Source organism: Paenibacillus sp. B2(2019), assembly GCF_008370385.1.
GTDB lineage: Bacteria > Bacillota > Bacilli > Paenibacillales > Paenibacillaceae > Paenibacillus_AQ.
Genome location: NZ_VTZR01000008.1, coordinates 162,769 through 182,396, shown reverse-complemented (window position 1 = coordinate 182,396; position 19,628 = coordinate 162,769). Strand labels below are relative to the sequence as shown.

At 43.1% G+C, this 19,628-nt stretch carries 19 protein-coding genes; 6 read left to right on the top strand and 13 right to left on the bottom strand.

Features of this window, described 5'->3' with window-relative positions:
- Positions 1-4: 4 nt before the first annotated feature.
- Positions 5-1,339, bottom strand: a complete 1,335-nt coding sequence (locus PAENI_RS07845) for a sugar ABC transporter substrate-binding protein (RefSeq protein ID WP_262495551.1) — start codon at positions 1,337-1,339, stop codon at positions 5-7.
- A gap of 453 nt (positions 1,340-1,792) precedes the next feature.
- Here PAENI_RS07845 and PAENI_RS07840 point away from each other — a divergent pair, with 453 nt between their 5' ends.
- From PAENI_RS07840 to PAENI_RS07830, 3 genes are all read left to right on the top strand, one after another.
- On the top strand, positions 1,793-3,553 hold the full coding sequence (locus PAENI_RS07840) for a glycoside hydrolase family 13 protein (protein ID WP_149644888.1): 1,761 nt from the start codon (positions 1,793-1,795) through the stop codon (positions 3,551-3,553).
- Between the two features lie 106 nt (positions 3,554-3,659).
- The gene (locus PAENI_RS07835) at positions 3,660-4,169 is read left to right on the top strand and encodes a YtxH domain-containing protein (RefSeq protein WP_076285477.1); all 510 of its coding nucleotides are present in this window, start codon (positions 3,660-3,662) and stop codon (positions 4,167-4,169) included.
- 149 nt (positions 4,170-4,318) lie between these two features.
- The gene (locus PAENI_RS07830) at positions 4,319-4,651 is read left to right on the top strand and encodes a DUF5665 domain-containing protein (protein ID WP_042191847.1); all 333 of its coding nucleotides are present in this window, start codon (positions 4,319-4,321) and stop codon (positions 4,649-4,651) included.
- A gap of 206 nt (positions 4,652-4,857) precedes the next feature.
- On the opposite strand, the gene PAENI_RS07825 is transcribed toward PAENI_RS07830, so the two are convergent.
- The 9 genes from PAENI_RS07825 to PAENI_RS07785 all read right to left on the bottom strand — a co-directional run bounded on the left by PAENI_RS07825 (position 4,858) and on the right by PAENI_RS07785 (position 15,344).
- Positions 4,858-5,628 (bottom strand): sigma-70 family RNA polymerase sigma factor, encoded by a 771-nt coding sequence (locus PAENI_RS07825; RefSeq protein WP_042131042.1) that lies wholly within the window; start codon positions 5,626-5,628, stop codon positions 4,858-4,860.
- Positions 5,625-6,077: an anti-sigma B factor RsbW gene (gene rsbW / locus PAENI_RS07820; RefSeq protein ID WP_042191848.1), complete on the bottom strand. Its 453-nt coding sequence runs from the start codon at positions 6,075-6,077 to the stop codon at positions 5,625-5,627. Before rsbW ends, PAENI_RS07825 begins: the two co-directional genes overlap by 4 nt.
- An 18-nt stretch (positions 6,078-6,095) precedes the next feature.
- Positions 6,096-6,434 (bottom strand): STAS domain-containing protein, encoded by a 339-nt coding sequence (locus tag PAENI_RS07815; RefSeq protein ID WP_042131044.1) that lies wholly within the window; start codon positions 6,432-6,434, stop codon positions 6,096-6,098.
- 99 nt (positions 6,435-6,533) lie between these two features.
- Positions 6,534-8,204, bottom strand: coding sequence for a response regulator (locus PAENI_RS07810; protein WP_149644887.1), 1,671 nt, complete (start codon positions 8,202-8,204; stop codon positions 6,534-6,536).
- 21 nt (positions 8,205-8,225) lie between these two features.
- A complete protein-coding gene (locus PAENI_RS07805) occupies positions 8,226-9,092 on the bottom strand; it encodes a CheR family methyltransferase (protein WP_076300661.1) in 867 nt (288 codons plus the stop codon).
- 87 nt (positions 9,093-9,179) lie between these two features.
- Complete coding sequence (locus PAENI_RS07800; protein ID WP_149644886.1) at positions 9,180-12,848, bottom strand: response regulator; 3,669 nt, start codon at positions 12,846-12,848, stop codon at positions 9,180-9,182.
- Positions 12,845-14,017 (bottom strand): SpoIIE family protein phosphatase, encoded by a 1,173-nt coding sequence (locus PAENI_RS07795; protein ID WP_076285480.1) that lies wholly within the window; start codon positions 14,015-14,017, stop codon positions 12,845-12,847. Before PAENI_RS07795 ends, PAENI_RS07800 begins: the two co-directional genes overlap by 4 nt.
- Positions 14,018-14,252: 235 nt before the next feature.
- Complete coding sequence (locus tag PAENI_RS07790) at positions 14,253-14,777, bottom strand: hypothetical protein (protein ID WP_149644885.1); 525 nt, start codon at positions 14,775-14,777, stop codon at positions 14,253-14,255.
- Between the two features lie 60 nt (positions 14,778-14,837).
- The gene (locus PAENI_RS07785; protein ID WP_076285482.1) at positions 14,838-15,344 is read right to left on the bottom strand and encodes a DUF948 domain-containing protein; all 507 of its coding nucleotides are present in this window, start codon (positions 15,342-15,344) and stop codon (positions 14,838-14,840) included.
- A 188-nt stretch (positions 15,345-15,532) separates the two neighbouring features.
- Between PAENI_RS07785 and PAENI_RS07780 the strand changes: the two genes are divergently transcribed.
- Together PAENI_RS07780 and PAENI_RS07775 are read left to right on the top strand one after the other, a co-directional pair.
- Positions 15,533-15,700: a DUF1328 family protein gene (locus tag PAENI_RS07780; RefSeq protein ID WP_042131050.1), complete on the top strand. Its 168-nt coding sequence runs from the start codon at positions 15,533-15,535 to the stop codon at positions 15,698-15,700.
- Positions 15,701-15,826: 126 nt separating this feature from the next.
- Positions 15,827-16,201: a hypothetical protein gene (locus tag PAENI_RS07775; RefSeq protein ID WP_149644884.1), complete on the top strand. Its 375-nt coding sequence runs from the start codon at positions 15,827-15,829 to the stop codon at positions 16,199-16,201.
- Between the two features lie 236 nt (positions 16,202-16,437).
- Here PAENI_RS07775 and PAENI_RS07770 read toward each other — a convergent pair whose 3' ends face one another.
- Both PAENI_RS07770 and PAENI_RS07765 read right to left on the bottom strand, forming a co-directional pair.
- Positions 16,438-17,514, bottom strand: coding sequence for a C40 family peptidase (locus PAENI_RS07770; protein WP_076285484.1), 1,077 nt, complete (start codon positions 17,512-17,514; stop codon positions 16,438-16,440).
- A gap of 201 nt (positions 17,515-17,715) precedes the next feature.
- A complete protein-coding gene (locus PAENI_RS07765) occupies positions 17,716-18,585 on the bottom strand; it encodes a cation diffusion facilitator family transporter (protein WP_042191865.1) in 870 nt (289 codons plus the stop codon).
- Positions 18,586-18,709: 124 nt separating this feature from the next.
- On the opposite strand from PAENI_RS07765, the gene PAENI_RS07760 reads away from it, so the two are divergent.
- Positions 18,710-18,895, top strand: coding sequence for a hypothetical protein (locus PAENI_RS07760; protein ID WP_042191867.1), 186 nt, complete (start codon positions 18,710-18,712; stop codon positions 18,893-18,895).
- A gap of 82 nt (positions 18,896-18,977) precedes the next feature.
- Here the strand turns inward: PAENI_RS07760 and PAENI_RS07755 are convergent, their stop codons facing one another.
- Positions 18,978-19,586 (bottom strand): histidine phosphatase family protein, encoded by a 609-nt coding sequence (locus tag PAENI_RS07755; protein WP_076285588.1) that lies wholly within the window; start codon positions 19,584-19,586, stop codon positions 18,978-18,980.
- Positions 19,587-19,628: the final 42 nt, after the last annotated feature.

The window sequence follows — 19,628 nt, the reverse complement described above, 5'->3', positions numbered from 1 at the left end:
TCCTTTACTTCGAATCCAGATCGGCCTGAATCGTTGATACAGTCTTATCGAGCGTCTGCTTAACATCAAGACCCGGATCGTTCCACAGGGATACAAATGCTGCCTTTAGCGGTTCCCAGACGGATTTGATTTCCGATAGGGAAGGCATCGGCACGGAGTGTTGGAATTGCTCGAAGAATCCACTTATAATCGGATCATCTTTGATTACCGGCGCTTCTCCGGCTTCAATGTTCGCAGGAATCGCACCCGTCATTTCAAAGTTCTTGAGCTGATTCTCCTTGCTGCTTGCAAAATGTGCGAACAGGCGAGCTGCGACCGGATATACCGTATAGGAATTGACATAATACGATTTAACTCCGGAAAAAGAAATGCTGTCTTGACCGTCAGGTCCCTTCGGAAGAGGTGCCACTCCAAGGTTGATATGATCCTTGAACATCGCTATGGACCATGGCCCGTCGATGTTCATTGCCAGCTTGCCTTCCTGAAACAATTGGGTTTTAACGTCATAGGTGATATCTCCTGCATTCAATGGCAGAATTCCTTTTAAGCTCTGGAGAAAAGTAAATCCTTTGACGGTGCCTTCATTATTCAAGCCGATATCCTTGACATTCGTATTGTTGTCACCGTAAATGTATCCGCCGAAGCTGCCAATGAATGGATAGCTGTAATACCCGACGAATTCCCACATGATCGCAAATTTGTTCTCTTTCGGCTTATTGTACGTATTGGCAAAAGCGATCACATCATCCCAGGTTTTTGGAGCTTCGGATATCAGATCCTTGTTGTAGAACAGCGCATAGGTCTCCACCGATTTAGGATAACCGTACAGGATACCGTCATAAGTCGATGCCTGAATAGCTGTCTCCACCATAGTTGATTTCGTTTCTTCCTCAAACACATCATTTGGCAAAAGCAATCCCGCTTTGACAGCCTGACCGATCTGATCATGCGGGAGAGTCAACACATCGGCGGCCAGTTTGGACGGGCCATCTGTCGCCAACCTTGTTCCCTGATCGCCGCCCGCCATTTCCTCAACCGTGACAGGAACGCCGTATTCTTTTTCGAATTCAGCGGCTAACTGCTTCATGTACTCAACCTGCTCCTTGGCTTCCCAGACCGTTAATTCGGCCCCAGCTTCCGGTTTCAGCTCCTCTTCGGCGGGATTCGTCTCATTTGTAGTTCCCCCCGGCTCGTTCACTGTGGAATTCGGGCTTGAATTCGGCTGAGCCGTAGAGTTCCCATTGCCTGAACCGCAAGCCGTAACGGTCAATGCCAACAGCAGACTTAGGGTCAAACTAAATGATACCGCTTGCATTTTAGATCGTTTACTCTTCTTCATTTGCTCATCTCCCCTTTATTCATAAGTGATCAGACCTAACACGCATAGAAAAAGAGCATGCAAAAAAGGTACAACCTCATTTGCACAAAGTGCCGAGGTTGTACCTTTTAGGTAACAGTGCCTTTAATTTGTTTGCGTATTAAGAAAAATCAAGTTCGTTCGCCCTCATTCTATAATACCCATAATTTGGATTGCAATCAGAGTATAGATCCAAATGGGGTGATTTAATAGCAATTTTCTTGTTTTTCCTTATATTTTCTCCTATTTTTAACTACATACTAAATATTCCATATTGTGAATTTATGTGAAATAATCTCTTGCTTTAATCTTGAGGGGTATGATAAGATTCAGACAAAATTTAAAGGCAATGAAACCGCCAAGGGTTCAACCTCTGATTATCATGAGGTTGGCCCTTTTTTGCGTTTACATGCCGCGAAGGGATGGAAATTGATTATGATTCAACAAGAAGCCGTTTATCATCGCATGGGGCAGAATTGGTCATATGCCTACGATGAGTCTACACTGCATATTCGCATAAAAACTAAACGGGATAACGTGTCAATGATTGATCTTTTTTGCGGAGATAAATACGGTTGGGACAAAACCCATGAGGTTATTCCCATGCAGCACATGGCTTCTGACAGCTTATTCGATTATTGGCAGGCTGCGGTCCGTCCTGTTTATCGCAGACTCACTTACTATTTTGCACTTTATAACAAAGATGAGGTCCTTTATTATTTGGAAAAAGGCTTCTTCTCAGAGCCTCCAGTCATAATATATGAGGGCTTATTCGACTTTCCTTTCTTGAACCGTGAAGATGTACACTCCCCTCCAGCATGGGTGAAGGATGCAGTATTTTATCAAATTTTTCCGGAGCGTTTCGCAAATGGCGATCCTACTAACGATCCGGCAGATGTGCTAGATTGGGGCGGTACGCCGAGTCCCCGGAATTTCTTCGGAGGAGACTTGCAAGGTGTACTAGATCATTTGGATTATCTCTGTGAATTGGGCATTACCGCCATCTATTTCAATCCTCTGTTTGAGGCAACCACCAATCATAAATATGATATAAAGGATTATTTCTTGGTGGACCCTCATTTGGGAACCAACGCTTTGCTAAAAGAACTTGTCGACGCCTGTCATTCCAAAGGGATCCGCGTCATTCTAGACGGTGTCTTTAATCATTGCGGCCATACCTTTCCGCCATTTGTTGATCTGCTCACCAACGGGCGCTCTTCCCGTTATGCCGATTGGTTTCATGTGCGTGAGTGGCCACCACAAGTCATCGACGGAATTCCCACCTATGAGACATTTGCATTCGAGCCTATCATGCCAAAATTCAACACTGAGAATCCTGAAGTCAGAGATTATCTGTTGAACGTTGGTCGTTATTGGATTGAGGAAATCGGTGTAGACGGTTGGCGGCTTGATGTCGCGAATGAAGTCTCTCATACGTTCTGGCGACAATTCCGTAATACGATCAAAAGCATTAATCCAGAAGCCTATCTTGTAGGCGAAATTATGCATGATTCCTTGCCGTGGCTTCTTGGCGATCAATTTGACGCCGTTATGAATTACCCACTAACCAATATTCAGATTAATTTCTTCGCTCACGAACAAATTAATGCTTCACAATTCTCTCTATCGATTGCTACTATGCTAGCGAATTACCCGCAGCAAATTACAGAGGCCACTTTTAATCTATTAGACAGCCATGACACAACTCGTTTCCTGACCCTTTGCGGTGGTGACATCCGGAGATTAAAACTGGCCGTTTTGTTCCAAATGACCTTTCAGGGAGCACCATGTATTTACTATGGCGATGAAATCGGTATGGAAGGTGAATATGACCCAGATAATCGTAAATGTATGGAGTGGGACATCCAGAAACAGAACAGGGAACTGTTCGAATACTATCGCTGGACGATCGGTCTTCGTAAGTCCCATACTGCGTTCCGTAGTAGCGGCTTTAAATCGCTGGAGATCCCGGACCACCCAAGGCTGCTTGTATATGAACGGTGGGACGAACATAACCGCTTCTTAATCGTGCTCAACAATGAAGAGGTCTTAGTCAACGCCACTATTCCTGTACCCGGGATGGACGCCATATGGGTAAACCTAGAGACGCAGAAGCGAACAGAAAAATTCACATCATTACTACATCTGAATCTGCCCGAATTCGGCTATGCGGTATTCCAAGCTGTTAATAAATAGTCCATAACAAGAGCCCCTCGCCATCTACGCCTTGCTCATCAATTGTTTCAGCCTATACGCCAAAGTTTAAATACGAAGTAAGATAACTTATAAGGAGTGATTGGTGATGAGTAACGTAGAACATAAAGTAGAGCATGAAGTAGAAAACGGAAGCAACTTTTTCAAAGGCATCTTTATTGGTAGCTTAATAGGTGCTGCAGCAGCCCTGTTATTTGCACCAAAGCCTGGTCGTGAAATGCGCAGTGATCTGTCCGATAAACTTACGCTTGCTACTGACAAAACCAAAGAAGTTGCTGGTGTCGTAACTGACAAGACCAAAGCCATTGCCACAACGGTAGGTGAAAAAGCAACCGATCTGGCTAGTACGGTTTCAGTCAAAGCCTCTGATATCTACACTACTGTCAGTGACAGCAAGCAGCAAATTGCCGCTACCCTTCAAGACGCAGGCAGCAAAATTGGTGACACTGTAAGTGAAGCCTCAAATAATGTAGCCTCTGATGTTAAAGACGCTTCTAAAGAAGTGGCTGACGAAGCCAAAGCATCCTCTAAAGAAGTTGCCGATGAGGCTAAAGATGCGAAAGAGGATGTTAAATCCTCCTATAAATCCAGTTACTAATCTGCGACATAATACAGCTATCATTTCATCCGACAACAGCCAGCTGTCCGCAGCTGGCTGTTGTTTAGTTATACCCTATATAAAGTTTCATCTGATTGAATAGATCCTTAATGAATGCCCGATCGGGCTACAGAAAGCAGGGGTGCTCCATGGGAGAATCAAATAGCCAAACAAAAGCATATGAAATTGATGAACATCCTTTCGAATTACGTCATGAGGTCAAACGCTTAAACAATCGTCTGGACAAGATTGCTGATTCACTAGAAAAATCAGAATTTAAGGACATCCTTGATAACTACTCAGATCCCAAAAAAAGAATTATCACAAACTTGATGGCCGGTATATCCCGAGGTCTCGGCCTATCTCTCGGAACGTTCGTAGTCCTTGGTGTTCTGGGCTACATTCTTAGCCTATTTCTTGATGTTCCGGTGATCGGTGAGTACCTTGGCGAGATCAAAAAATACATCGATGCGAACAGCTAACAACTGGGCTACCTATGGCCCATCTATCACCGTTCCCCCTTACCCCGCTTGTCAGTCTAATCCTTCAAGGTTAGCCGGACAAGCGGGGTAAGAGCGTTGCGGAACACAAATAAAGGACATGCTATTCTCCACACGGAGAGAGGCATGTCCTTATCGTCGAACAATAGAATTCAAATCCAAGTAATGTATATTACACATAAAGGAGCTCAATAGGATGAGTTGGCCATAATCTGCTTTAACTTCTCAGTGGCCCGCTTCTGTATCCGTGAAACGCTCATCTGTGAAACCCCCAGCTTCTGAGCGATTGCCCGCTGGGATTGACCATCTTGGAAGGCTAACAGCAACACTTGCTGCTCTTGCTCCTTCAATTGTCCTAGTGCTTGCTGCAGATCCATTCGTTTCTCTACAGTCTCGTAATCGTTCGCATCAGAGCTGATAAGCTCCCCTAGCGTAGCTCCAGTCTCCTCTTGGGAAAGCGGTGAATCTAGAGATACGTAATGGTAACATTCTCTGCCTGCCAGTACTTCTACAGTTTCTTCAACAGACAGATCAAGATAATGAGCGATCTCATCGACCGCAGGAGAACGCTCAAGCTTCACTGTAAGTTCATCAATCGCGTGTTGAACAAGCGCTCCTTTTTCTTTAATCCGTCTAGGAACCTGTATGTACCAAGATTTATCACGCAAATAATTCTTCATATGTCCAATCATGCTTTTCATCGCATAGGGCTCAAAAGGGATTCCGAGACTGATATCATATTGCTGCAGTAACCGGATGAGCGCCATTTGCCCGACCTGATATAAATCCTCATACAAGTCGGGGCGATTACGGGAAATTTTCCCAGCAGCCATTTTCACCATAGGCTCATATTTCTGTATCAGCAACGTCGCCTGATCGTTATCCTTGGTCTGCTGATACTCCCAAATTTGGGTGACTGCTTCATTCATGGACTCGGGGGGAGTCACTTTGTCACTCATACTTTCTCCTCGCTAAAATTAAGGTGCTTCTTCAAAGTTACCACCGTCCCTTTTCCGGCTTCACTTACGACACTAACGTCATCCATCAACGCTTGCATTAAGTAGAACCCTAACCCGCCAACCTGAACGTCACTTAACTCCTTATCATGCAGTGTCATACGTTCATTAGACTTGTCCAAGCCGTCAAAGCTCTCCCCTTCGTCTTTGACTGTAATGGATAAGGAGCTTTCTTCTACCTCAAAAATAACATCTACTACTCCGTCTTTTTGGCCATAAGCATATAATACTGAATTGTTACACGCCTCTGACACTGCCACTTTCATGTCTTCTATATCCTCATAGGTAAAACCCATTTTCGAGGCAATGCCGTATAAATTCAACCTAACAATATCCACATACTCTGCGCTAGCAGGCAACTGAAGAATTACTTTTTGCACATCATCACTCATTCTTTGTTCTATCCTTTCCTAGTGGGAATTCTCTTGGGAGGCAAAAAACTTGGAAATACCAGTCATGTCAAACAGCTTCTGAATTTGTGGAGGAACATCCTCAACCATAAACTTAACGTCCATTCCTTGTCTTGATTTCAGGATCGAAAGTAGAATACCAATCCCTGTGCTATCGATGTATTTTAATTCTTTTAGATTAATAACTAGATCTAGTTTGGTATCTCCCACAAGTGGCTCCATAACCAGGCGGAAATCGGAAGCAACTGATAAATCAAGTTCACCACTCAGGAAAACTGTGCATACATTCCCTTTGGTTTCTGTCTTAGCATGGAACTTGTTACTTTTATGCGTATTCATTAGACGATCTCTCCTGAACAAATATTTTCTATATTAATAACCTTAATGATATACCTTTGAATCAGATAACGTTTAAAAAACAGATTGGTAAATACTAGATTACGCTTGGAAAATAGATATATCAGGTTCTACTAATACATTGTCGTTGCTAGAATATCGAGAAATAATTTGTTTTATACTACTCATCTTCAGCGGTTTGCTGATGTAATCATCCATTCCAGAGGCCTTACAGCGATTCTGAATCCCTTCCATGACGTTCGCCGTCATTGCAATGATAACGGTCTTCTCGGCAGCAGGACCACCCTCTCGACGAATTTGAGCGGTCGCCTCCAAGCCATCCATCACTGGCATTTGAAGGTCCATAAAGATAAAATCATAAGGATGTTTAATCGCCATATCCACAGCCTGTTGACCATCTTCAGCCATATCGGCCGCATAGCCCAGCTTATCCAGCATGCTGACCATTAGACGCTGATTAATCGGATGGTCATCCACAACAAGGATTCTACTTCTCCCCTCTTGATTGGGAACAAGATGCGTGGATTCCTCTTCTTGATATCCACCTATCAAATCTTCTCCTGGCATAGATGCCTGAATCGTAAAGATAAACGTGGCTCCTTTTTGCTCCATCGATTCTACCCGAATTTCTCCGCCCATCATTCCGACAAGAGATTTACATATAGCTAGTCCCAGACCTGTTCCCCCATATTTCCGTGTCATGGAAGAATCAAGCTGCGAGAAGGGCTCAAATAATCGGTCACATTTCTCCGGAGAAATACCAATCCCCGTATCCATAATTGTGAATTCAACTTCCATCTTATGATCCGCAACGCTCTTGATCGAGGCGACTAGATAGACCCCACCTTGATTTGTGAATTTAACTGCGTTAGCGATCAGATTAATTAAAACTTGGCGTAAACGAGCCATATCCCCATATAAAAGCCGAGGCAATTTCTGATCAATAAAATAAGCGAGCTCCAGGTTCTTCTTTCCCGCTTCTATCGAGAAGAGGCTGAACACCTCTTGAATACAATTTCGGAGTTCAAATAAGTGCTCTTCAACTTCCATTTTTCCGGATTCCATTTTAGTAAAATCAAGAATGTCGTTAATTACCGTAATCAACGTGTCCGCACTTTTCCGAATGATCTCCGAATATTCCTTTTGCTCAGAAGTAAGATCCGTCTCCATTAACAGATCGATCATGCCAACTACGCCGTTCATAGGTGTACGAATTTCATGACTCATCATGGCTAGAAATTCCGACTTTGCTTTGGAGGCAATCTCCGCCTCTTCTTTTGCCTTGATAAGCTCACTATTAATGATTTCCAGTTCTTTCGTCTTTTGCTGCAGCAGCATGGTTTGAGTCTGATGCTTCTTGCTCGTGATGTACATTTCGACAAAGCCTTGTATCTTAGAATTCAAAATTTGTGGAATGAAAGGCTTGACCATATAATCAATAGCCCCTGCCGAATAACCAGCGAATAAGTGCTCCGCTTCCTTGCTGTTCGCAGAGATAAAAATAATGGGGATATCCTTTGTTTTTTCTCTGGCTTTGATCAATTTTGCGGTTTCGATCCCATCCATACCTGGCATCTGTACGTCCAGTACGATGACAGCAAAATCATACCTTAACAAACACCGCAGTGCCTCTTCACCGGAGGTGGCTTTGACTAGCTCGTAATGCTGGCTCTCAAGTACCGCCTCCAGCGCCAGCAAGTTTTCAGGACGGTCGTCGACTAGTAGTATATGAATTGGTTCTTGAAACCCCATAGGACCACCCTCCTTCATGCGTTATTTTATGTTACGGTATATTTTCTCCACTCTGTCTAAAGATTCATAGCAATCGCTATATTTCGTAAAGTGAATAGACTCTTTAGAGCCCAGAACAAGGATTCCAAAGCGACTTAGACTTTCATGAAACAACCCGTGAACATGATCACGAAGCTCATCATTGAAATAAATCATTACATTTCGGCAGAAAATAACATTAAATTCATTAAAAGAAGTGTCAGTAGCTAAATTATGCTCAGCAAAAATAATATTTTTGCGTAAATACGGTTGTAAAATGACTGAGTTATACTTCGCAGTGTAGTATTCGGAAAATGCCCGAGTACCTCCTGCCTCCAAATAATTCTTTGTGTATTGCTTCATTCTGCTAATATCATAAACGCCTTCCTTAGCCTGCTGTAAAGAACGCTCATTCATATCTGTGGCATAAATTCGAGCCTTATCATAAAGCCCTTCTTCATGTAGCAGGATGGCCATAGAATAAACTTCCTCCCCAGTGGAACATCCGGCATGCCAGATACGAATATAGGGATAGGTTCTTAACAAAGGAACTACCTTCTGGCGAAAAGTTAGAAATAATCCTGGATCCCTGAACATTTCAGTAACAGGGATAGAGAGACTGTAAACAAATCGTTCAAAACAAGCCCGATCATGCAGAACCTTCTCTTGCAGCGCGGATATGGTGAGTACATTCTCCGCATGAACATGATGCCAGATGCGTCGTTTTAATGAAGGCAACGCATAATTCCGGAAATCATAGCCATATAAACGGTGTACCCCATCAAGAAGCAGCTCAATCTCAATTTGCTCCAGTTCGTCACTTCCCGCCAGAACGGGCTGCTCCTCATATCCGTGTTCTATTGCTTTCATTGTTATCCCGACTCCCTTATCAACACGCCGTACTTTTGAAGAATGGCTTTTTGTTAGTTCTTTTAAAGTATTACCCCAATATTGAGGTTACGAATACAGCCAGACTCGCATTAAAGATAGAAGTTGACCTGTTGCGATTGGCTTCTTCATATAGTCGGAGGCTCCAGCTTCAATACATTTGGCACGATCCTCTTTCATAGCTTTGGCGGTGAGCGCAATAATAGGGAGTTTCTGATACTGCGGCATCTCGCGGATCCGGCGCATAGCCTCATATCCGTCCATCTCCGGCATCATCATATCCATTAATACAAGATCGAAATCTTCTTGCTCTACCAGCATTTCCAGCGCCTCGCGTCCATTCTCCGCAAACTTCACTTCCATATGATACTCTTCGAGTACACTGGAGAGCGCAAAGACATTGCGAATATCATCATCAACGAGCAGTATTTTCTTTCCTTCGAACAATTCTTCTTTATTATGAAGCTTCTGCAGAATCTTACGTTTATCTTCCGGAAGATTTGCTTCTACCCGGTGCAAGAACAGCGTAGTCTCATCCAATAACCGTTCTGGAGAACGTACATCCTTGATAATAATTGATTCCGCATATTTGCGCAGCTGCGTCTCTTCTTTCCCATCCAAATCCTTACCCGTATAAATAATAATAGGTAGATCATTTAATTCCTCATCATCACGAATTTGATCCAGCAGATCGAAACCTGTCATATCCTCAAGCATCAGATCCAGAACCATACAATCATATCTCTGCTTCCGCAGCTCACTCAGTGCCTCCCCGCCAGTTGAAACTGCGGTTATGGCCACATCGTCGTGACCGATCAATTCCATGATTGAACGACGTTGAATTTCATCATCCTCAACAATCAGCAAGTATTTCAACGTACTGGAGGTGTAATTCTCGATTTGCGAGAACGCCCGCTCTAGAGCCTCTCTAGAAGATGGTTTTCTTAAATAAGCCATAGCCCCCATCATAAGTCCTTGCTTCACTTCATCATTCACAGAGATGACATGGACAGGAATGTGGCGGGTCTGTGATGCACTTTTTAACTCTCTAAGGATGGTCCAACCGTCCATAACAGGCAGCTGAATATCTAGAATAATCGCATCAGGTAGATAAGTCTTCGCCATCTGCAGTCCAGTATCGCCTTGAAGGGCTACAAGTCCTTTGAAATTGCGGCCATGAGCCATATCCAGCAATATTTTCGCAAAGCTCTCATCGTCTTCAATAATAAGCAGAACCTTATCATTTGCAGTCAAATGATCACGGTCATCATCGATCATCAATTGTGGAATAGGTTTATGGACTGGTGTTGGTACAAGGGTTGGAGTCATATCTCCGATGTATTCTTCGAAGGTTACATCCTCTCTAGAAGCAGCAGCTTCTATTACTGAAGGTTGCTTATTATAATTCCCTATAACCGGCAAATACATAGTAAAGGTACTACCTTGACCCTCACGGGATTCCAGCACAATAGCTCCACCCATTAAACGCGCTAACTCACGGCTAATAGACAAGCCTAATCCTGTCCCTCCAAATTTACGGCTGGTAGTTCCATCCACCTGTTGGAAGGCTTCGAACACAATATCAGTTTTGTCTGCCGGAATACCAATTCCACTATCCTTCACAGCAATAGCAATATATTCAACTTCACTTGGCAGATCTAGCGGAATAAGATTGCCATCTGCTTGGCTAACCGAGAACTCAATAAATCCTTCCATCGTAAATTTAAAGGCATTAGAAAGCAGATTTCTTAGCACCTGCTTCAACCGATGACCATCGGCAATGACACTATCTGGCAGCGGCTCGTTAAAGGTAATTCTTAAAGAAAGTCCCTTTTTGAGCGCTTGCGGAGCAAAATTCTGCTTCACAAAGCTCTTCAGCTCCGTTAATTTTATTTCTTCTTGGTTCAGTTCCATTTTGCCAGCATCAACCTTGGATAAGTCCAAAATCTCATCAATCATCTTAAGCAAGTCTGCACCTGACATATAAATCGTATGTGCAAATTCAACCTGTTTCTCTGACAAGTTGCCATCCTTATTCTCCGTAAGTAGCTGCGATAGAATCAAGAGACTGTTGAGCGGAGTTCGCAATTCATGAGACATATTCGCCAAGAACTCTGATTTATATTTACTAGTAACGGATAATTGCTTGGCCTGTTTCTCTAATTGAATTTTTGCATGCTCAATTTCGTCTTTCTTCTCTTCAACCTCCTGCACTTGTTCCTCTAAAGCGCGGGTCTTGGCAATAAGTTCCGTATTATAATGCTCCAGTTCTTCCTGCTGACGCTGGAGCAATTCTTCCGAACGTTTAAGCGCATCCGTCTGCTCTTCCAAGTTCTCATTGGAACGGCGCAATTCCTCTTGCTGAGTCTGTAATTCCTCCGACTGACACTGCAGCTCTTCCGTAAGAGCTTGTGAATCACGCAACAATTTTTCCACGATCAAACGACGGCTAATATTATTAAAAATAATACTTAAATTATTAGCGAGTTGTTGCAGCAAATCATTTTTCAAACTGCTAAAAGGTTGGAATGAAGCAAATTCTACTACGCCTAGCAGTTCGTCTTCAAAAATAAGCGGATGGATAGAAATATATCCAGGTTGCGCATCCACGAATCCGGACTTAACGGATGAATAGTCTTCAGGAGCCTTCTCCAGTCTGATCGGGTGCATATCGAGCGCACTTTGTCCTACAAGCCCTTCTCCAATCACAAACCCGTCCTTAGGTTTCTTATCATTATCTACTGCATAATATCCACTGCTTCGTAAAAAATCAGGACGATTGGCATCTTTTAAATATACAGCTCCGAACTGTGCTCCCAGCACAGGGGTAAACTCATTGATGAAGGTCTGTGAGACCTGATCCAAGGAGCTAACACCTCGCAATAGTTCCGTCACCCGAGCAACATTCGCATTCAGCCAGGATTGGTCATTCTGCGCTTGCGCATAGGCCTGTTCCATTTCCTGCTTCTGTTCAAGATCTAAAGCCATCTTCTTAAAGACAAGAGCAACCTCACCAATTTCATCTTTAGTAGTAACCTTTATACGCCGTATGGCCCTCACTCTACCGTTGCCAAAGCTGGTAATCATCATCGAAACGACATTAAGCCCCCGAGTGATGCTTGGGATGATCCATAGAACCACTCCAAGTCCGAGAAGTAAGCCCATAATCATCATTAGAACTACCATCTGAGTCGAACTTTTATAAGCTTCGTTGGCCTTCGTACTCTCTTCATTCATAATAAAAGCATTATAATCAGAGAGACTGTTCAGAGCGTTTAACACGGCATTCTGAATCGCTTGTCCCTCTGTGTTGGAATACGTGCTAGCATTCTGAAAATAACCAGCCGATAGCAATTTCAATACCTTTTCCTGATAATTTAAATAAGTGGTGTACGCACCATCTATTTGACTAACCATTTGCATTTCTTCAGCGCTAGTCATCGACGCTTTTATTTTCTCGTAGTGCTCATTCGCTTTAGTGATCTTTTTATCAATCTCATTCTTTTGAGATTCTACCGATGATGCATCTGCACTTAACATGGTCGTGGTTAATATTCGCGCCATATCATTGACTTCTCCACGCATCCCTGAAGAAGACCGCCCCTTCATATATCTATCCTGATACCCTTCCAGTTGGGTATTCATATAATTTAAGCGGTCGTATCCTATCATCGTAAGTGCAAGCATAATCGCTAACAAAGCACTGAAGCCAATTAAGAGTTTAGCCTTTATCTTCATTCTCTATCTGTTCCCTTCTTCAGTGAGATCCACACAATACACTTATCATCATCACGCTCTTTAGGAACCTCAACATTGAAAAAAGCAGCTCGAATAGCTTCTTCGTTCCACTCATGTTCAACATTTAAATGTTGAATCATAAATTTCAGCTGCTCTTCTTGTTCGCCCTCAACCAGTTCCAATAGACCATCTGTATAAAGAACTAGATGCCCTTCATCTTCATAGGTTAAGCTCTGTGGCTGAATATCAATCCGTTCAAACAAACCTACTGGGTGACAGTTACTTTCCAGCATGACCGGAGTCTTAGCCACACCTTCAAAAAATAGCGCAGGTGGATGCCCGGCATTGACGTAGTCAATACGTTTCATACGGGTATCTATCACAAGATAAATGGTCGTAAAGTAGTATTGGATCAGTTTTTTCTCAATATAGAGCTGATTAAACCTTCGATTGAGCTCCTGAATTACCTTTTCCGGCTCTACATACGTAGTTACCGTGTCCTTTAACACAGAAGCAAGAAACATACAAAAAAGAGATGACGATATTCCGTGTCCCATAATGTCCAGCAGGATCACGCCATATCGGCCATCACCAAGGGGGTACCACGCATATAAATCACCGGCAAGCTCAGAGGATGGCTGATAGATGGCATTGACCTCAAAATTTTCTTCCTGAAGAGGCAAGCTCAACACAGCATTCTGAACAAGTGCGGCCAGTCTCAATTCTTCTTGAATTCGCTGATCTCGTTCCTTATGCCAATCTTTCTCTCGCTTCAACCGCAGCGCGAGCCGAATTCGGGCCATCAGCTCCACTTTGTTAATGGGTTTCGTAACATAATCTACTGCACCTGCATCCAGTGCTTCTGCCAGCTTCTTGGAATCGCCAACAGCTGTAACCATTATTATTGGAATATCCTTTAGGTGTTCGTATTGCTGTACAACACGACATGCCTCGATTCCATCCATTTCCGGCATCATCATATCCAGTAAAATCAGATCGATATCTGACATCCTAGGACGTCCATCTTCACTCACAGAACCGATACCCAACCGTGTAAGCATCTCTTTTGCAGAGGATGCGGTTACGAAATTTCGGTAATCTTCTTTTTTTAGGATTTCACGGATAATGATAACATTAGTCGGATTGTCATCTACGATTAAGATTCTCATCATCTTCACCTCACACGAATAGTATTACGAACCTAAAATTCTGCGACTCATTACCTATATCATACGCTATTTAAATGTGTTATTTCTATTTTTAATATATGTAAATATAGTAATAGGTTCATTTACGCCTTCAGCAAAGTAACCTCCCGAACCACTACATCTAGTGGTTCGGGAGGTTACTCTATGGTAAAGACAGCCTCTGTTTATTAACCAAAATGATCAAAAGTGAAACATATTAAGAAGAAATACTATCAAATAAATCAATACCTTCAAATTCACCTGCCAAATTTCGATATATTTTGAGCGCATTGTTTCCTCTCATATATACATCACCATCTTCGGCAATAAAATACGGTTTACCCAAGGTCGATTGCACATTATCCTTCACGGGATCAATTCCCACCCCATTTACCTTTAGACCAAACTGCTGTGCTTGAGAAGGTGAGACATGCACATACAGTACAAACCCCTCACCAACACCCACTGTTACATCTGCGTATTGGTACTCCTCTGTCCCTTGCAATGGATCATTTGTTACCGCCAGCGGATTGCCCTTGGCCAGAAGCAATTCTTCCTTCGTAGCATATAAAGCAACACCTTGCAGTGAATCAAACCGATTTATAGCAGGGCTCGTTTCTGAGGAATGTTCGAATGTAAGAACTGTCTTAGGCTGATCACTAAAAGTCGAGATAGGCGTCAACTGTGGAGACGCATCAAAGTATGGGGAAAGTAGACTAAACAAGAGTATGATAATGTTCATGTTGTTATCCCACCTTTCTTATCTGCAGCCGCCATTTACAGAGGACTTGCTGCCTTAACTTTAATGACGGAATTTTTTCCAAAGAGTTGCAGCTACATCTACACTTTTTAACACAGTAGCTATTTTCCCCGGTGCTTTCTCGTTATTAACAGCATCATAAGAGTTTACCGTACGTTCCTCAGCTGGAGTCAGCGGAGCTTCTTTTATGGATACCCCCTTACGCTTCTCCCTCAGCTCATGTGATTTACGATATCTCTCAATCACAGTTACTGAAACTTGCTTAACGGTTAAGGTTAACTCATTCATAACTTCTCCCAAATTTTTCACAGAATCTATGACAGGATCAATCTTCTGAATTTTATTCTGTACATCAGCGGTAATTTCATTTGCATGTCTGACTGTAGTCTTCACTTCATAAGTCAGTTCATCCATCGTCTTCTGCACTTCCACCAAGGTCTGGCTTACTTTGTCGAGAGATTGCTTCGCTGACTGCAAAGTCTTAATTAGAAAGAAAACAAGTATTGCGAATGCGATAGCAACGAGAGCTACACTAAGTTCAATGATCATATTCATAACCCCTTCCAAATCTCATAAATAGTGGCTAATCAGCCTTGTATACTGCATAGTTACCCCTACTACCATATGCCGAAACAATCTGTCGAGCGTTGTCAAAACTCCCTGCTCCCCTTTGTTTCAGAATCAAAGTCCCCGTTTATACAATGACTACAAATCAAAAAAAGGATAGGTGATATGTAATGTTAAAATGGTCCGCAATTCTGCTAGTTGTAGCTGTAATCGCTGGTATCTTTGGTTTCTTCAATCTTGTAGCAGCCGCTGCTGGTCTTGCAAAGATACTATTCTTCGTATTCTTGGTTCTGTTTGTTGTTTCCCTCTTCACGGGACGCAGAGGTAGATCGATGTAGCCTCCTCCCATATCTATCCATATATCTTATTCATCATGCAGAAAGTATAGGTCATTCCCACACAGATGTCACTTGAGAAAATAAGAAAAAGTTTTGACGTTAGATCATAATGAGGAGGAACTTAACATGAAAAAATTCGCCAGCATTACAGTTGCCTTGGGGCTTATGGCTTCAATAGCAGCTACAGCATCAGCCGCAGAGGTAACAGGGACAACTACAGATTCTACGACCGAAACTGGAAGCACTTACACAATATCTTTTGAAACGATCATTACCCCATCGGATATTACTCCAGCCACACCACAAATTGTTCTAACCGAAAAAACAGCTTTCCACTTTTCAGTTGGCAGTATGATTCCCGCAGGCTGGCTTAGCGCTCAAACGCTTGATACCACAGGTGAAGTGATCACGGATACCTGGGGCAATGAATGGAGAGAAATCTACACTTGGCTAGGAAAAGCGTGGGTAAAGGTTCCTGTTGCTGCCAATGTAATTATGTAATTAGTACAGAAAAGATGATAACAAGCATAAACGCCTTCGGCGTCCCTATAAGGACGGCAAGTGTTTAAGCGAGAAATATAAGGATAATTTATAGAACGGAACATATAAATTCCTATATTTACAAAAAGCTACCCCCTCAGTAGATCATTCTACTGAGGGGGTAGCTTTTGCGCTTACGCCGCCTTTGTTCACCCGTCACAAACATGCGATGCTGCCGCTTCTGTATACCTATATAATTATCGGATGACCGATCCCCCGAAGAGGAAACGATTCGTCCAAGAAGCGCTTAATTTATCTACTTTCACCCCGCCTGAAGCTACGGAATACGTATGGAGAACTTGTCCATCTCCTAGATACATAGCAACATGCGATATTCTTGCCTTAGATTTGTCGATCCCTTCATACGCTGAAGCGGAGTTCCCTTTATAATCCATAAAGAACATTAGATCGCCGCGTTTCAAACCGGAAGTAGACGTAACTACCGTACTATTCGATTTCACCCAATCTCCCTGTTGACGGGAATCAGCAGGCAGTTTCAAATTCACAGCATCCATGAAAATTTGCCGGATAAAATCAGAACAATCGAAGGTGCTTGTATCATATCTGCTGGAACCAAACTCATAAGGTGTCCCAAGATAGCCCATACCTGCTGAGATTACGCTCTCGATTTGGGCAGAAGCCCCAGGTGTAGAAATAGGTGGTACTGGTGCTGGCGGCGTTGGTGTCGGCGTTACCGTCCCAGTCCCCCCATTATTAGCGAACGAAGTATATTGATCACTTGAACTTATATATCCAATGCTACCATCAGAGGTTTGAATTTGATACCAGGAGCTGTTCGGCTGTGCCAGAAGCTGTACTTGTTCCCCCTTCTTCAGAAGTCTCAGTACTTTTCCGCTTGTAGAAGGCGCAGTTCGAAGATTCACTCCGTATTTTATGGTTCCCGTTTGTGCTGATGGTGCTGTTGGTGTACCTACTGAAGATGAATTTACGCTGATATACTTATCATCTGTACTAGTATAGCCTACGGATCCATCCGCTGCTTTCACCTGATACCAATAGCTATTCGGTTGTGCCACAATCTGCACTTGATCTCCTTTTTGCAAATACTTCACTACTTCTCCACTTGTAGAAGGTGTACTGCGAAGGCGAACACTTGCCTCGATGACCGCTGTTTGACCGGCTGCTGCTGCCATAACTGAATTTGATGGACTTGAGGCTGCTGCTGCATTTCCAGGAGCAGATACTCCTAAACCTGCAACAATTGCAGCTGAAACCAATAAGGATGCTGTTAATTGCTTATGTGATTTAATCATACGTTCCCCCAATACCATGATGAGATTTCAACAAAGGTGTGTACTACATTCCTTTATGCCCTCATTATAGGCTTGCCCGGGATTTGGAACATGCTCCAAATTGCACATATAATCATGCCACTTTATGGTAAAATACAGGACTATAGTCTTGAATCCTCCTTAAATATGTTTGTTTTTTCCTTAAAATAGAATTTTTCAAATTTAATCTTTAGGTTCCACATGTACCTGTACATTCATAATATTGTGTAGCTTGCTCATTCTCTCTTCAATGGAGTCACTGATCCTATGACCTTCCACCACTGTAATATTCGCGTCTACCTCCACTACAACATCCACGTGTACATGATTCCCATGAACCCGTGCCTTCACATCTTTAATCCCCTCTACTCCCGGTGTTCGAGCAATCGTACTACGTAGATCCATCAATCTATCTTCATCAAAGCCATCCGTAAGCCGGTAGGTCGAGTCACGAAAAATATCCCATGCCGTCTTAGAGATAATCAGTCCGACAACTACTGCCGCCGCAGAATCAATCCATGGCAGTCCGAACTGAGCACCTACAATCCCAACAGCAGCACCTATACTAACCATAGCATCGGAAAAATTATCTTTCGCCGCTGCCATGAGCGCACTACTATTTATCTGCTTAGCCAGCCTTTTGTTGTATATGTATACTCCCATCATTGCTACTGCACACACTAGAGCCACACCAGCAGACCATAGCTGCGGGGTTTCCTTTGCACGATCGAAAAAGGACCGCACCGCCTCCACAATCACTTGAATACCTACTACCGCCATAATAAAAGAAGCCAACAATGCAGCTACTGTCTCTGCCCGAAAATGTCCATAAGCATGGTCAGAGTCAGGTGGCTTCCGCGAAATCTTTAGACCAACCAACACGGCTGCAGATGCTACGATGTCAGTTAAATTATTGACTCCGTCCGCGACCAATGCACTAGAGGCGAATAGATAACCGCTAACAAGCTTGAAAGTCGATAAAATGAGGTAAGCCGCTATGCTAACCCAAGCGCCACGCTCGCCTTTACGTATATCTTCGTAAATATCAACCATTTTGGCTATCTCCTCGTTTTCTGTTTTGTTAGAAAAGAATTCTTTCAATTATTCTTGCCCTTGTAGCAGCATTTAAAAACAATTAGAATAAAGTGAAGGACTTGCTTCAAAGGAGGTTATCATAATGAGCGAAAACAATGAAAAAGGAAAAATCAATTTAGCTGAAGCTATCCGGCAAAAGCTGGAGCAGAAGAAACAACAATCTTCCTCCAAACCTGGATCAACTTTTCAGGCCGGATCCGCTAAACCACTAAAAAGTCAGAATAACAAAAAGCCTAACAACCAACGCCGTCGTACCGGCGGATCCTAGTACTATTTTATAAACATAAAAGGCTGCGCATCCCTCAGGGACAACGCAGCCTTTTATGCGTTCGTCTGCCTTAAAGGATGGGCTAGAACTCATCAAATTCATAACTGATTCTCTTTATTGTACAATTAGACAACTGAAAACATGCGCTTTGGGAAACCTCAAGTGATAAGGCTTCCTGTCTTGTAAGCCCAGCGTATACTCCCCGTAGAATTCTACTTGTTAATCCATGTGTAACCGCAATGACCCGCGGAGTGGAGGACAAGCTATCCAGCCAGTCTGTGACACGCTCCTGAACCACTTCATAGCTCTCTCCATCTGGTGAACGAAAATACCAATCATACATAGTCGTATCTTCAAGACTATTTGGCCAGCCCTGCTCAATTTCCTTGAGCGTTAGCCCTGACCAAGAACCAACGGAAACTTCACTTAACCTAGAATCCGTTTCTATTTCATTGAAATCATAACCTAAGATTTCACACAAAATTTGTGTGCTTTGCAGCGCTCTCCCAAGTGGACTTGAAATCACCTTCCATTCGGAGGGATGCTCCACCGAATAACGAAGCAGCCTACCCATTTGTCTGACTTGATCCATTCCATGCTCAGTCAGAGGTGAGTCCAATTGGCCTTGGTAACGACCTTGCGTATTAAACTCGGTCTCCCCATGCCGCATAATAAAAATAGTTCTGTCCACATGCTTCACCTACCGTTACCTTTTCAAAATCGAAATTATAAA